This is a genomic window from Ferrimonas kyonanensis DSM 18153 (assembly GCF_000425405.1).
In the GTDB taxonomy this organism is placed as follows: domain Bacteria; phylum Pseudomonadota; class Gammaproteobacteria; order Enterobacterales; family Shewanellaceae; genus Ferrimonas; species Ferrimonas kyonanensis.
Genome location: NZ_AUDJ01000024.1, coordinates 1 through 14649 on the forward strand (window position 1 = coordinate 1; position 14649 = coordinate 14649).

Annotated in this window: 10 protein-coding genes and 1 tRNA gene; 7 read left to right on the plus strand and 4 right to left on the minus strand. The window is 60.5% G+C overall.

All coding sequences use genetic code 11. From position 1 onward, the window contains the following. Positions 1-3: 3 nt before the first annotated feature. Together H598_RS0109315 and H598_RS0109320 are read left to right on the plus strand one after the other, a co-directional pair. Positions 4-79, plus strand: a tRNA-Thr gene (locus H598_RS0109315). Positions 80-182: 103 nt separating this feature from the next. Next, positions 183-1484, plus strand: coding sequence for a CinA family nicotinamide mononucleotide deamidase-related protein (locus H598_RS0109320; RefSeq protein WP_028112787.1), 1302 nt, complete (start codon positions 183-185; stop codon positions 1482-1484). Here H598_RS0109320 and H598_RS0109325 read toward each other — a convergent pair. The 3 genes from H598_RS0109325 to argE all read right to left on the minus strand — a co-directional run bounded on the left by H598_RS0109325 (position 1481) and on the right by argE (position 5975). Next, entirely contained in the window at positions 1481-2023 is a 543-nt protein-coding gene (locus H598_RS0109325; protein ID WP_028112788.1) for a YceB family lipoprotein, read from the minus strand. The two genes, H598_RS0109320 and H598_RS0109325, sit on opposite strands and share 4 nt — an antisense overlap. Positions 2024-2071: 48 nt before the next feature. Continuing rightward, on the minus strand, positions 2072-4714 hold the full coding sequence (gene ppc / locus H598_RS0109330; protein ID WP_028112789.1) for a phosphoenolpyruvate carboxylase: 2643 nt from the start codon (positions 4712-4714) through the stop codon (positions 2072-2074). 100 nt (positions 4715-4814) lie between these two features. Beyond that, on the minus strand, positions 4815-5975 hold the full coding sequence (argE, locus tag H598_RS0109335; protein WP_028112790.1) for an acetylornithine deacetylase: 1161 nt from the start codon (positions 5973-5975) through the stop codon (positions 4815-4817). Between the two features lie 205 nt (positions 5976-6180). Here argE and argC point away from each other — a divergent pair, with 205 nt between their 5' ends. Genes argC through argH form a run of 5 tightly spaced genes read left to right on the plus strand, consistent with a single transcriptional unit; the run spans position 6181 to position 11978 of the window. Further along, positions 6181-7188: an N-acetyl-gamma-glutamyl-phosphate reductase gene (argC, locus tag H598_RS0109340; protein ID WP_028112791.1), complete on the plus strand. Its 1008-nt coding sequence runs from the start codon at positions 6181-6183 to the stop codon at positions 7186-7188. Beyond that, positions 7185-7955 (plus strand): acetylglutamate kinase, encoded by a 771-nt coding sequence (gene argB, locus H598_RS0109345; protein ID WP_028112792.1) that lies wholly within the window; start codon positions 7185-7187, stop codon positions 7953-7955. The genes argC and argB overlap by 4 nt, the downstream gene beginning before the upstream one ends. 12 nt (positions 7956-7967) lie before the next feature. Beyond that, complete coding sequence (locus tag H598_RS0109350) at positions 7968-8870, plus strand: ornithine carbamoyltransferase (RefSeq protein WP_028112793.1); 903 nt, start codon at positions 7968-7970, stop codon at positions 8868-8870. 11 nt (positions 8871-8881) lie between these two features. After that, the gene (locus tag H598_RS0109355; protein WP_028112794.1) at positions 8882-10090 is read left to right on the plus strand and encodes an argininosuccinate synthase; all 1209 of its coding nucleotides are present in this window, start codon (positions 8882-8884) and stop codon (positions 10088-10090) included. Position 10091: 1 nt separating this feature from the next. Next, the gene (argH, locus tag H598_RS0109360; protein ID WP_028112795.1) at positions 10092-11978 is read left to right on the plus strand and encodes an argininosuccinate lyase; all 1887 of its coding nucleotides are present in this window, start codon (positions 10092-10094) and stop codon (positions 11976-11978) included. 58 nt (positions 11979-12036) lie between these two features. Here argH and H598_RS0109365 read toward each other — a convergent pair whose 3' ends face one another. Next, positions 12037-14598, minus strand: coding sequence for a penicillin-binding protein 1A (locus tag H598_RS0109365; protein WP_028112796.1), 2562 nt, complete (start codon positions 14596-14598; stop codon positions 12037-12039). Positions 14599-14649 lie beyond the last annotated feature (51 nt).

The following is a 14649-nucleotide window of genomic DNA, read 5'->3' on the forward strand; positions in this document are numbered from 1 at the left end:
TACGCTGATATAGCTCAGTTGGTAGAGCGCACCCTTGGTAAGGGTGAGGTCCCCAGTTCGACTCTGGGTATTAGCACCAGACTTTAAGCCCTGACCTGACGGTCAGGGCTTTTTTTATGCCTGCGATTCATTGCTTTCCCGTTGGCGCTTCTCTAGTGTGGCTATCAACAAGGAGATGCACTATGAAGATTGAGATGATCTGCACCGGTGAAGAGGTGCTGTCGGGTCAAATTGTCGATACCAATGCCGCGTGGGTGGCCAATACTCTGATGGAACAGGGGTATGAACTGAGTCGAAAAACCACGGTTGGCGATCGAATGGATGATCTGGTGGCGGCGTTTCATCACAGCGCCGAACGGGCCGACCTGGTGATCGTTAATGGTGGCCTGGGGCCGACCAGCGACGATCTCAGTGCCGAAGCCGCGGCACAGGCGCTGGGGGAGCCGGTAGTGATGTTTGAGCAGTGGCGAGCGGTGATGGAGCAGATGTTCAGCGCCCGGGGCCGGGTTATGACGCCGAGCAACTTGAAACAGGCGATGCTGCCTCGTTCGGCCATTGTGGTGGACAACCCGGTGGGTACCGCCTGCGGATTTCGAGTGCGGCTGGGCAAGGCCTGGCTGTTCTTCACTCCGGGGGTGCCCCATGAGCTGTTTCGTATGGTGAATGAACAACTGCTGCCGTTCTTACATGATCTGGATCCTCAGCAAGGGGGCTCGGTCAGTGTGCACAAGTTGTTGACCCTGGGCCAGGCAGAGTCGGCCATGGCCAATGACATCGATGCGTTGACCGTGCCCTGTCCAGAGGGGGTCACGGTAGGCTATCGGGCATCGATGCCCCATATTGAGGTTAAGCTGTTTCGGCGCTCGGCGGTGGATCTGGCACAGTGGCACGCCTATGTGGAGGCGGTGAAGGCTGCCCTTGGCGATTCACTGGTGGCGGAAAATCAACCGCTGCTGGCCAATGAGATTCACCGATTGCTGACGGAGCAGGGGGCGACCCTGGCCCTGGCCGAGTCCTGTACCGGCGGTATGATCGCCGATCAGCTGGTGACGCTGGCAGGCAGTTCGGCCTATCTGCAGGGATCGCTGGTGACCTACAGCAATGAGGCCAAGCAAATCTGCTGTGGTGTCCAGGCCAGTACACTGCAGCAGCATGGGGCGGTGTCGTTGCCGACGGTGGTGGAGATGGCCGAGGGGGCCCGTGCTCGCCTGCGCAGCGACTACGGCGTCAGTGTTAGCGGCATCGCCGGCCCGGATGGTGGTACTGACGATAAGCCGGTGGGTACCGTCTGTTTCTGTGTCAGCGGCCCTACAGGCAGTTGGAGCCAGACCCTGGCCTTTGGTTCCGGTGCCAACCGTTCCAGAACGCTGATCCGCAAGCTGTCGGCAGCGGTTGCCCTGGATATGCTGCGGCGACTGTTATTGGGGCAGCCGGTTATTGCCGACTACCCGTTCCTGAAGCGGGTGGATCGCCTTCCCGGTTAATCGCCGCTGCGTAAGTGAAACCTCAGGGCGCCGGGCTCAATGGTGAGTTCGCGCCCGAACTGGGCCAGCAACTCCTGCTTCCAGTCTTTTTGATCCAGGGTGTAGATGGGTTGATTGCTAAGGAATAGCTGCACCGCGGTCAGGCTCTGGCTGGACAGTTGTTGCAGCGGTCCGTTCAGCTCCTTCGGGGTGGCGGTGATCTCCACCACCTGCAGATCCCTCAGGTAGATGCTCTGATCTTCCGGCCGGTACCAGGGGACAGCCGACAGGGTGGCGGTCAGCGAGGCCCGGATCGGCAGCAGTGGGGTTCGAATCACCAACTCGGAAACGGTACTCACTTCCACGTTGTCGCCGCTGCGGCCAATGGCGACGTCGATGCGATTGAGGGTCATCTCGGCATCGACAAAGGGCAGTGGCGATTGCCGTTGCTGCACCGTCATGTTGTCGCTGAGGTAATCCTGCAGCTCATTCTCGGTCAGGGTGTAGCTGGTGGCGCAACCGGTCAGCGCCAGTATCCACGGGATCAACAGCCAGCGCATGAGCGTCCTCCTGTAAAAAAGCGGGCCGGAGCCCGCTGTGATTGATGGTTAGCCGGTGTTGCGCATGCCGGCGGCGATGCCGGCGATGGTGATCATCAGTGCCTGACGAATGTCGTCCAACTCCTCCTCCTTGCCTCGGCAACGTCGTAGCAGTTCCGCCTGCAGGAAATTAAGGGGATCGATGTAGGGATGACGCAGCTCCACCGATTCCCGGTTCCAGGGGGTGTGCTCCATCAGTGCCTGTTCCTGAGTCAGTTGCAGCACGGTTTGAATGTCCTGCTCCAGCTGTTGGCGCAAGGTGGTACCCAGACCATGCAGATCCTGCGGTACCAGTACCCGGTCGTAGTAAGCCGCCAGGTGCGGTTCGGCCTTGGCGTACACCATCTCCAGCATCGACAGTCGAGTGCGGAAGAATGGCCAGGATTGGAACATGGCGGTCAGGGTAGGCTGATCGCCGGCATCGATGGCTGTTTTCAAGCCGGCTCCGGCGCCGAGCCAGGCTGGCAACATCAGGCGGTTCTGAGTCCAGGCGAAGATCCACGGAATCGCCCGCAGGGACTCGACGCCGCCGTCGGCACGGCGTTTGGCAGGGCGACTGCCCAGAGGCAGATCGGCCAGTTCCTGCTCCGGGGTTGCGGCACGGAAGTAGGGCACAAACTGTGGCTCGTCGCGGACGATGCTGCGGTAGGCGTCCACCGAACTGGCGGCAATGCTGTCCATCAGCTCCCGCCAGGCCTGCTTAGGCTGAGGCGGTGGCAGCAGGGTGGCTTCCAGTACTGCCGAGGTATAGAGGGCCAGGCTCTGAACTGCCACCTTGGGCAGGCCAAACTTAAAGCGGATCATCTCGCCTTGCTCGGTCACTCGCAGGCGACCGTCGACTGAGCCCGGAGGCTGAGACAGGATCGCTTCGTGAGCCGGGCCGCCGCCTCGACCAATGCTGCCGCCACGGCCGTGGAACAGGGTCAAATCCACGTTGGCGGCTTTGCACACTTCAACCAGGGACTCCTGCGCCCGGTACTGGGCCCAGGAGGCGGCCATCACACCGGCGTCCTTGGCGGAGTCGGAGTAACCGATCATCACCTGCTGTTTGCCGCGGATGTACCCATGGTACCAGTCGATGGCCAGCAACTGCTCTATGCTGTCGGCGGCGTTTTGCAGGTCATCCAGAGTTTCGAACAGCGGCACGATGGGCATGGTGAACGGGCAGCCACACTCTTTGAGCAGCAGGGCTACCGCCAACACATCCGACGGTGAACTGGCCATGGAGATGACGTAGGAACCCATGGCTTCCGCCTGCTGTAGGGCGATCAGCTTGCAGGTGTCGAGTACCTCTTTGGTGTCGTCGGAAGGGGTCCAGTTGCCGGGCAGCAGCGGCCGTCGGTTGGCCAGCTCCCGCAGCAGGAAGGCTTGCTTCTCTTCCTCTTGCCAGTGTTCGTAGTCGCCCAGTCCCAGGAAGCGAGTGATCTCGGCCAGGGCACTCTCGTGACGGGCCGCATCCTGACGAATATCGAGTCGAATCAGACCGATACCGAAGCAGTGAATCCGGCGCAGGGTATCAAGTAGCAGACCGTTGGCGATCAGGCGCATCTTGCATTGCAGCAGGCTGTCGTAGATCAGTTGCAGTGGCTGCAACAGGTCGTCACGGGATTGAATTCGTTGTTCCGGCTCCAATGAGGAGGGGAATCCGTCCAGTTGGGCGTTGACCTCTTCCAGGTTGATCAGCAGGCGATCGCGCAGGCGGCGTAATTCCACCCGGTAGGGTTCGTTGGTGGTGCCGACCCGGGCCGCCAACTCGTCGCTGCACTCAACCATGGACAGTTCGCTGATCAGGGTTTTGACGTCCTGCAGGTACAGGCTCAAGGCCATCTTGCGGTTTTTCAGCAGCACTCGGGCGCTGACTTTGGCGGTGACATTGGGGTTGCCGTCGCGGTCGCCTCCCATCCAGCTGGAGAACTTCACCGGTACGGTGTCTGGTGGTAACTGCACGCCGGCGTGGGCTTCGAGGCGATCGTTCAACTGGCGCAGGAAGTCCGGTACCGCGTGCCACAGGCTGTCTTCGACTGCGGCCCAGCCCCAGGAGGCTTCGTCTTCCGGTGTGGGGCGCTGGGTGCGAATCTCATTGGTGTGCCAGATCTGGGCAATCAGCTGACGCAGGCGCAGGCTCTGCTGGTGGCGTTCTCGCTCGCTCAGCTGAGGGTTTTCCAGTTCGGCCAGGCATTCAATGATGGCGCTGTATTTGGTGATCAGGGTGCGGCGGCTGATTTCGGTTGGGTGGGCGGTCAGGACCAGATCGATCTCCAGCCGTCCTAACTCCTTCAGCAACACCTGAGGATCCAGTTGCGCCTTGCCATTGAGCAGGCGTCCGAACAGCAGGTCCACCGGATCTGGTACGCACACCAGCTGGTCGCAGTTGCGGGAGATGGTGTGGAACTGTTCGGCCAGATTGGCCAGGTTCAGAAACTGGTTAAAGGCGCGGGCAAAAGGGACCAATTCTTGATCGGAGAGCTGATTCAACAGTTCCAGCATCTTGTGGCGGGCGCCGGGCTCGCGCTGTCTGGAGGCTTTAGCCAACTGGCGGATGGTCTCCACCTTATCGACGAAACCTTCACCCAAATGATCGCCGATGGTGTCACCCAGCAGCTGCCCCAACAGGTTGACGTTGGCTTTGAGTGGTGCGTTGATATCGCTCATCTTGATCGTACTCCTTAGCAAAGATACCGCTTTCGCAATCGTTCAAAGTATCACGAATGACCCGGCTCAGATAGCCTCGGTCACCATATTAACCAGTGGTTTACTCGGCCAATAAACAGAATTTATTGATGAAATTACTTAATAGCCTGGGGGTGGCGGTGAGATAGTCCATGTGAACAAACTCATCCGGCTGGTGGGCTTGCTCGATGCTTCCCGGGCCAAGCACCAGCGTCTGGCAACCCAACTGGTTGATGTAGGGGGCCTCGGTGGCGTAGTTCACCGCCTCGGCGTCCTGGCCACTGAGTTGCTGGGCCAGATCCAGCAGGGTGTTGTCCCCCTGGTAGGCAAATGGCTCCGACCCAGGAAACAGCGGAGTAATGCTGATGCAATCCGGGTATCGGTTCATTACGGGGGCCAGCGCCTGCTCCAGCAAATGCTGCAGTTGCGACAGGTTCATGCCGGGCAGGGGGCGCATGTCGAGGTTGAGCTGGCAGCAGCCGCAGATGCGGTTGACTGCGTCACCCCCATGGATGTGGCCAAAGTTCAGGGTCGGGTAGGGCACACTGAAGCCTGGTTGATTGTAGCGGTCTGCCAGAGTGCGCTTCAGGGTCATCAATTCGCCAATCACCCCATGCATGACTTCGATGGCGTTGAGCCCCTTTGCGGGGTCCGACGAGTGGCCGCTGCGACCGCTGACCCGAATGCCATGAGCGGCGTGGCCTTTATGCATGTGCACCGGGCGCAGGCCGGTGGGCTCGCCAATCAAGGCGTAATCCGGTGCGATCTGTTTGCTGGCGGCGAAGGCTTTGGCACCGGCCATGGTGGTCTCTTCGTCGGCGGTGGCCAGGATGTACAGTGGCCGCTTCAGTGTCGACAGGTCGAATTGCAGCGCCGCTTCCAGGATCAGGGCGAAGAAGCCCTTCATGTCACAGGTGCCCAGGCCATACCAGCGCTGATCCTTTTCGGTAAGCTGAAACGGATCCTGACTCCAGCGTCCCTCATCATAGGGAACGGTGTCGGTATGCCCGGCCAGCAACAGGCCGCCGGCACCCGCCGGGCCGATGCGGGCCAATAGGTTGGCCTTGTTCGTTTGGCCGGGCAGTGGCAGTACCTCACACTGAAATCCCAGATGGCTGAACCAACCGTACAGCAACTCAATGACCGGCAGGTTGCTCTGATCCCATTCCCCCTCCAGGCCGCTGATGGAGGGGGTGGCGATGAGTTGCTGGAAGCGCTGTTTCAGGTCCGGGAAATTCTTCATAATTATTTATTCAAATTATTTGCATAAGTATAAATTAGTGGTAGTCTATCAGGGTGACAGTAAATAGACGACAACTACCGCTATGAAATTTGCATTCTGGAAACATCAGCCCGCCCCACTACGACGACGATAAAGTCGGTCGTCGCCTCCGTTATGGCTGCCCCCACGTTTTCCTGTTGTTACGTTTGCCAATGGACTCTTCCTCATGACCACTATAGCCATAATTGGTGCATCCGGGTATGCCGGTGCCACGCTGGCCAAATTGATTGCCACCGATGACTCCCTGACCCTGGGCGGGTTGTACGTTTCCGAAGCCAGCGTCGACGCCGGCACGCCGCTCAGCAGCTTGTATCCGGAGATGCTCGGGCTGGTGGACCAACCGCTGCAAGGGCTGAGTGCCGAGGCGTTGCAGCAACTGTGTCAGGATCACCAGGGCGTGTGCCTGGCCACCGAGCATCAGGTCAGCGCGACTCTGGTCCCAACCCTGTTGGAGGCCGGACTCAGCGTGTTTGACCTGTCCGGCGGCCATCGCTTCAAGGATGCCGCCATCTACCCCGAGTACTACGGCTTCGAACATCCCCACCCAGAGCACCTGCTGCAGGCGGAATACGGCCTGGTGGACTGGTACCCGCACACCCTGAATAAGAGCAAGCTCATTGCCGTGCCCGGGTGTTACCCCACCGCCTCTCTGTTGGCGCTCAAGCCGTTGCAGCAAGCCGGTTTGCTGGCCGAGTCGGCGATGCCGGTGATCAATGCGGTCAGTGGGGTCAGTGGCGCTGGTCGCAAGGCACAACTCAACACCCATTTCTGCCAGGTCAGCCTGACCCCCTACGGCGTTCTGGGGCATCGGCATCAGCCAGAGATCGAGACCTACCTGGGGCATCCGGTGGTGTTTACCCCACACCTCGGAAATTTTAAGCGCGGCATCCTGGCGACCATCGTCTGCCAACTGAAAGCGGGAATTACCGATTCTGAGATTGCCGAGGCTTATGCGGTGTATCAAGGCAATGCCGGCGTCAAACTGCTACCACAGGGGAGCTGGCCTAAGGTGGATGACGTCGCCGGCAGTGACCGCTGCCTGCTGGCCTGGAAGTTCGATGCCGGCAAACAGACTCTGGTGGTGGTCAGTGCCATCGACAACCTGATGAAGGGGGCGGCCAGTCAGGCGCGCGATTGCATAAACATTCATTTTGGTCATGAGGTGTATTCATGAAGACGATGGTCATAAAAGTGGGCGGCGCGCTGCTGGAGTGCGACAAGGGCATGGTGCGCTTGTTCGACACCCTGACCCAGTTGCAGCACAAGGGCTGGCAACCGGTGCTGGTGCACGGTGGCGGCGTATTGGTGGAGCAGCAGTTGAGCGCCAACGGCATGACCACCACCAAGCATCAGGGGCTGCGGGTGACCCCCGAGGCGCAGATGCCCATCGTCGCCGGCGCGCTGGCAGGCATTGCCAATACCAAGCTGGTGGCTGCCGCCAAGCAAGTGGGTTTGGTGCCTGTGGGGCTGACTCTGGCGGACGGCAACCTGGTGCAGGCACAGGTGCAGGACCCCGAACTGGGCTGCGTCGGGCAGGTGACCGCCAACCAACCTCAACTGCTGCAGCAACTGTTAAGTCTGGGTATGTTACCCATTATCTCTTCGGTGGCGGCCGACGCTCAGGGGCAGTTGCTGAACGTCAATGCCGACCAGGCGGCCACGGTCATCTGTCAGTTACTGAAGGCCCCGCTGACCCTGCTGTCAGACGTGTCCGGCGTGCTGGACGGCAAGGGGCAGTTGATTCCCGAGCTGACTCCGGAGCTGGCCCAAAGCCTGGTCAAAAGCGGGGTCATCGATGGCGGCATGAAGGTCAAAGTGGAGGCGGCTCAGGCGGCGGCCCGGGCCATCGATAATCGGGTTCTGGTGGCCAGTTGGCGCTACCCGGAACAGCTGGCTGGTCTGATTGAGGGCCACAGCGTTGGCACTCAGGTTTACCCCTAAAGGAATTGAATGATGCAGAACTTGTTGACGTTGAAAGACTGGACGCCGGAACAGATTCTGGCGGTGCTGGATAAAGCCAAAACCCTGAAGGCCGATTACGGCCCTTATCAGGACGCCCTCAAGGGGAAGAGCGTGGCCACCCTGTTTGAAAAGCCATCGCTGCGGACCCGGGTCAGTTTCGATGTGGGCATCAATAAGCTCGGTGGCCATGCGGTCTACCTGGATCAACAGAATGGCGCCCTGGGTAAACGCGAGTCGGTAAAAGACTTCGCCCAGAACCTGTCGCGCTGGTGTGATGCCATCGTGGCACGGGTGTTCGATCATGCCACCCTGGTGGAGCTGGCTGAGCATGCGACGGTGCCGGTGGTCAATTCGCTGTGCGATCTGTACCACCCGTGCCAGGCGATGGCCGACATGCTGACCATCATGGAACACAACCCCAATTGGCAGCAGTCCAAGCTGGCGTACGTCGGCGACGGCAACAACGTCACCCATTCGCTGATGATCATCGCCGCCAAGCTGGGCGTCGACATGGTGGTGGTGTGCCCTGCGGGCCACTTCCCCGATGGCCAGCAGGTACTGGAAGCGCAGGCGTTGGCGACTCAGTCGGGCGCCAGCCTGACCCTCAGCAGTGACGTCGCCGCCCTGGAAGGGGTGGACGTTATCTACGCCGATACCTGGATCTCCATGGGCGATGCCACGCCGATGGAAGAGATCAAAGCCAAGTTCGCCCCTTATCAGGTGAATGCACAGATGATGGCCGCCAGCGGCGCCAGTCATTTCCTGCATTGCCAACCCGCCCACCGCGAGGTGGAAGTGACTTCAGAGGTGATGGACTCGGAGCAGTCGCTGGTCATGGACCAGGCTGAAAACCGGATGCACGCCCAAAACGCAATTCTACTGACTCTGATTTAAAGGACACCCCCATGACAAAGATTAACAAAGTGGTACTGGCTTATTCCGGCGGCCTGGATACTTCCGCCATTATCCCTTACCTGAAAGAGCAGTACGATTGCGAAGTGGTGGCCTTTGTGGCCGATGTTGGCCAGGGCGCCGAGGAGTTGGTGGGCGTTGAGGAGAAAGCGATTGCTTCCGGTGCCTCCAGCTGCCACGTGGTGGATCTGAAGGAGGAGTTCGTCGGTCACTACATCAACCCGATCCTGCAGACCGGCGCCCTGTATGAAGGCACCTATCTGTTGGGTACCGCCATGGCCCGTCCCATTATCGCCAAGGCCCAGGTAGAACTGGCGCTGCAGGTGGGCGCCGACGCGGTGTCCCACGGCTGTACCGGCAAGGGCAACGATCAGGTGCGTTTCGAGTCCACTTATGCCGCCCTGGCGCCGCAGTTGAAGGTGATTGCCCCCTGGCGGGACTGGACCATGAAGTCGCGGACCGACCTGCTCAACTACCTGGCCAGCAAAAACATTCCGACCACCGCTTCGGCGGAAAAGATCTACAGCCGTGATGCCAACTGTTGGCACATCTCCCACGAAGGGGGGGAGCTGGAGGATCCAAACTGTGAGCCGTCCGAACAGGTATGGACCTGGAGCGTGTCGCCAGAGCAGGCGCCGGATGCGGCCGAGTACGTCACCCTGGGCTATGAGCACGGCGTGCTGACTCAGGTTAATGGCGAAGCCGTAACCCCGTTTAACGGCCTGAGCGTGCTCAACGAATTGGGGGCCAAGCATGGGGTCGGTCGCATCGACATCGTCGAGAACCGCCTGGTGGGCATGAAGTCCCGCGGCTGTTACGAAACCCCGGGTGGCACCATCGTCAATGCCGGCCTGCGTGGCCTGGAGACGCTGGTACTGGATAAGTCGGCGTTCAAGTTCCGGGAACAGATTGGGCTGGAGTTCTCCCACGTGCTGTATGACGGTCGCTGGTTTACTCCGGTGTCCAAGGCATTGCTGGCGGCGGCCGCCAGCCTGGCCGAGCCCCTGACCGGCGAGATCGTGGTTAAGCTGTACAAAGGTCAGGCGGTGGTGGTGAAGCGGACCAGCCCCAACAGCCTGTACTCGGAAGCGTTCTCCACCTTTGAAGAGGACGAAGTCTACAACCAGAAGCACGCGGAAGGCTTCATTCGGTTGTTCTCATTGTCGAGCCGGATTGCGGCCCTGCATAAGGAGCAGAACTGATATGGCGTTATGGGGTGGGCGGTTCAGCGGCGCTGCAGACAGTCGCTTTAAGCAGTTTAACGATTCTCTGCCGGTGGACTACCGTCTGCTGCAGCAGGACATCACCGGATCCATCGCCTGGGCCGGTGCCCTGACCCAGGTGGGGGTGCTGGATCAGCTGGAGCACGGCCAATTGGTTCGTGCCCTGCATCAGCTGGCCGAGGAGGTGACCGAAGAGCAGATCCTGGCGTCCGGCGCCGAGGACATCCACAGCTTTGTGGAGCAACAACTGATCGCCAAGGTCGGTGACCTGGGCAAGAAACTGCACACCGGCCGCTCCCGTAATGATCAGGTGGCCACGGATCTGAAACTCTGGTGTAAAGATCAGGGCCAGATTCTGGTGGAGGCGCTGGTGAAGGCGCAGCAGCAGTTGCTGATCCTGGCCGAACGCGAAGCCCAGACCGTGCTGCCTGGCTACACCCACCTGCAGCGGGCTCAGCCGATCACCTTTGGTCACTGGTGTCTGTGTTATGTGGAGATGCTGGAGCGGGACCTGACCCGGCTTAAAGATGCCCTTAACCGGCTCGACACCTGCCCCCTGGGCAGTGGCGCACTGGCGGGAACCGCCTACCCGGTGGACCGGCTTAAGCTGGCTCAGGAGCTGGGTTTTCGCGGAGCCGTCAGCAACAGCCTGGACGCGGTCTCCGATCGGGATCATGTGATCGAGCTGTGTGGGGTGGCCGCCACCTCGATGATGCACCTGTCGCGGCTGGCGGAAGACATGATCTTCTACAACAGCGGCGAAGCCGGTTTTATCGAGCTGGCGGACGCGGTCACGTCCGGGTCCTCGCTGATGCCGCAGAAGAAAAATCCCGATGCACTGGAATTGATTCGGGGCAAGACCGGCCGGGTCTACGGCTCGCTGATGACCATCATGACCACCATGAAAGCGCTGCCGATGGCCTACAACAAGGACATGCAGGAGGACAAGGAGGGGTTGTTTGACGCCCTGGATACCTGGCTGATGTGCCTGGACATGGCGACGCTGGTGCTGGAAGGGGTGCAGGTCAACAGTCAGCGGACCCTGGCGGCGGCGCAGCAGGGCTACGCCAATGCGACCGAACTGGCGGATTACCTGGTGGCCAAAGGGATTCCGTTCCGGGAAGCCCACCACATTGTCGGTGAGGTGGTGCTCGGCGCCATCGCCCAGGGCAAGCCGCTGGAGGACTTTACCCTGCAGGAGTTGCAGGTGTATAGCTACCGCATCGAGTCGGACGTGTATCAGCACCTGACCATCGATGCTTGCCTGGCCAAGCGGGAAGCCTTGGGGGGCACCTCCATCAAGCAGGTTCAGCATGCGCTGTCACTGCAAAACGACTCGCAGATCGAATCGCCGGCCATCGAAGAGGCGCTGGGAGCCAGTCAGCAGCGACTCAATGCCCACAAGGCCGAGATGCTGATGGTGCGCCCGGCCCGATTGTCGGACGTGGATGCCATTCACACCATCAATGGTCACTGGGCCCTCAAGGGCGAGACCCTGCCGCGCAGTCGCGACGATCTGCTGCGTGACATTCTCGATTTTGCGGTGGCGGAACAGGACGGCGAAGTCGTCGGCTGTGCCTCTCTGTACATCTATGAGACCGGGCTGGCGGAGATGCGTTCCCTGGGGGTAGACCCCAACAACCATGGTCAGGGACAGGGTAAGGCGCTGGTGGATTACATGCTGCAGCGGGCGCGTGAGTTGGAACTGAAACGGGTGATTGTGCTGACCCGAGTACCACAGTTCTTTACCAAGGCGGGCTTCAATCACACCGATAAGGAGACCTTGCCGGAGAAGGTGATGAAGGATTGCGACCTGTGTCCGAGAAAGCATGCCTGTGACGAGATCGCCATGGAGTACTGCTTCTGATTTCGATCCGAGCCAGAAAAAACGCCGCTGTTTAGCGGCGTTTTTTTATGGTGGCGGGTTAGAACAGCTCTTCGGTTTCCTGTTCGAATACCGGCTGCTCTTGTTGCTGGTTGTCCGCGTACTCGGTCGGCTCGGTGCCGGCGACAAAGAACTCGAACCGAGAGGTGTAATCGTTGCGCCGTGACAGTTTACCGGACGCCAGATCGATGCGGGCGGTGACCACCCCTTCCGGTGGTGTCATCGGTACCGTGGGTACCCCCTTGAGGGCCTGGTTCATAAACTGGTTCCAGGCCGGGCCGGCGGTCTTGGCACCGGACTCGGCGCCGGTGATCTGGTTGCGGGGGCCGTAGTTGTCCCAGGCGGTGCGCCCTAACTGGCGGCTGTGGTTATCAAAGCCAACCCAGGAGGTGGCGACGATGCCGGGGCCAAAGCCGCTGAACCAGGTGTCTCTGGATTCGTTGGTGGTACCGGTTTTACCACCGATGTCCCGACGTTTGATCAGCTGAGCCGCCCGCCAGGCGGTGCCGTTCCAGCCGGTGCCCTTGCTCCAGTCGCCGCCGCCCCAGATGACGCTGCTGAGGGTGTCTTTGATCAGGAAGGCCACCTGAGGAGACAAAATTCGCGGCGCCAACTGGCTGGCGGGGATCAGGCATTGGGCCTGAATGTCGACGGCGTACTGCTCAGGTTGCTGTTGCAATGCCTGCTCACACTCGGCACAGGCGATCTTGGGCTGGGCCTGATACAGCACCTGACCGAAGCTGTTCTCGATGCGCTCGATGACGTAGGGCTCGACCTTAAAGCCGCCGTTGGTGAAGGTGGCAAATCCTCGGGCCACGTCCATGGGCGTGGCGACGGCACTGCCCAGTGCCAGCGATTCGTTGCGCGGCAGGTCGTTGCGATCAAAGCCAAACTTCTGCAGTTGGGCGATGGCACCATCGATGCCGACATGGCGCAGCGTCCGTACCGCCATGACGTTGACCGACTGACCCAGACCCCGTCGGACCCGGGTGGGACCGGTGTAGACGTCGGGGGAGTTCTTGGGGCGCCAGGCGGTTCCCTGGCTGCGATCCCACTGGTTAATGGGGGCGTTGTTGACCAGAGTCGCCAGGGTATAGCCCTGTTCCAGTGCCGCAGAATAAATAAAGGGTTTAATGTTGGAGCCTAACTGGCGCTTGGCCTGGGTGACCCGGTTGTACTGGCTGTCCTGGAAGTTGTATCCGCCCACCAGGGCCCGCACGGCACCGTCGTCGGGGTTCAGAGCCACCAGGGCACTGCTGACCTGGGGTACCTGCGCCAGCATCAGTCGTTGCGGCTGCTGGCGCACCCAGATGAGATCCCCTTCACTGAGGATATCGCTGGCCTGTTTCGGGGCGGCACCCTGGCGGGTGTCAGAAATAAACTCCCGTCCCCAGTTCATGCCTTCCCAGCTCAGAACCGCATCGCTGCCGTCGGCCATCATCAGCATCGCTTGTTTGGCTTCGGTGCTCATGACCACGGCCGGCAGCAGATCCTGAATCGGCTTGGTGTCGGCCAGGGTCTGCAGAATGCGGTCGCGCTCCCATGGGGTGCTGGCGCTGGCATCGTTGCGGGCGGTGTCCAGTGAGCCGGTGCTGGCCAGGGCGGTATCGGCCGCCGGCTGCGGTTGCCACAACGAAGCGATGGGGCCACGGTAGCCATGGCGGCGATCGTAGCTGTACAGATTGTCGCGCAGGGCCTGCTGAGCCTGACGCTGGGTGGTGGTTTCGATGGAGGTATACACCTGGTAGCCACCGGTGTAGGCGGCGTCTTCGCCGAAACGCTCCACCATGATCTCACGGGCCATTTCGGCCACGTAAGGGGCATCCAGTTCGATCTCGGCACCGTGGTAGCGAGCAGAAATAGGCTGAACCCGGGTGTCGTCGAACTGTTGTTGCGAGATAAAGCCGACGTCCAGCATGCGTCCGAGCACCACGTTGCGGCGGGTGAAGGCGCGCTGCGGATTGCGAATCGGGTTGGCGGCGGAAGGTGCCTGTGGCAGTCCGGCGATCATCGCCATCTGCGCCAGCGTCAGCTGATCGACGTCTTTGCCGTAATACACCTGGGCGGCGGCGCCAACTCCGTAGGCCCGGTTGCCGAGGAAACTGCGGTTCAGGTACAGCTCCAGGATCTCCTCCTTGGACAGCAGCTGCTCGATCTTCAGGGCCAGAAAAATCTCTTTGACCTTTCGAATGTAGGTTTTTTCCCGGCTGAGGAAGAAGTTACGGGCCACCTGCATGGTGATGGTGCTGGCTCCCTGGGCTTTTCGACCTGTGGTGATCAGCACCACTGCCGCCCGAATAACACCGATGGGATCGACCCCTTTATGCTCGAAAAAGCGGGCATCCTCGGTGGCCAGGAAAGCATCGATCAGCGGCTGTGGCACATCCTCGTAACGCACCGGGATGCGGCGTTTTTCACCAAACTGGGACAGCAGGGCACCGTCTTTGCTGTAGATGCGCATCGGGGTTTGAAGCTGCACCGTTTTCAGGCTGTCGACGTCCGGCAGGGTCGGCGCAATCCACAGATACAGCGCCGCCAGAGCCCCCAGACCCAATACCCCACAAAGCACCAAAAACAGAAAAATTCGCTTAAACCAGCTCACCAGCCACCTACTCAGGATCAATCACAGCGGACCAGTATACTAAGATGGGCC

Coding starts and splice junctions, on each gene's coding strand:
- argE (WP_028112790.1), bottom strand. CDS start 5,975: ATGAAGAATTTCCCGGACCTGAAACAGCGCTTCCAGCAACTCATCGCC.
- ppc (WP_028112789.1), bottom strand. CDS start 4,714: ATGAGCGATATCAACGCACCACTCAAAGCCAACGTCAACCTGTTGGGG.
- argB (WP_028112792.1), top strand. CDS start 7,185: ATGAAGACGATGGTCATAAAAGTGGGCGGCGCGCTGCTGGAGTGCGAC.
- argC (WP_028112791.1), top strand. CDS start 6,181: ATGACCACTATAGCCATAATTGGTGCATCCGGGTATGCCGGTGCCACG.
- H598_RS0109355 (WP_028112794.1), top strand. CDS start 8,882: ATGACAAAGATTAACAAAGTGGTACTGGCTTATTCCGGCGGCCTGGAT.
- H598_RS0109350 (WP_028112793.1), top strand. CDS start 7,968: ATGCAGAACTTGTTGACGTTGAAAGACTGGACGCCGGAACAGATTCTG.
- H598_RS0109320 (WP_028112787.1), top strand. CDS start 183: ATGAAGATTGAGATGATCTGCACCGGTGAAGAGGTGCTGTCGGGTCAA.
- argH (WP_028112795.1), top strand. CDS start 10,092: ATGGCGTTATGGGGTGGGCGGTTCAGCGGCGCTGCAGACAGTCGCTTT.
- H598_RS0109325 (WP_028112788.1), bottom strand. CDS start 2,023: ATGCGCTGGCTGTTGATCCCGTGGATACTGGCGCTGACCGGTTGCGCC.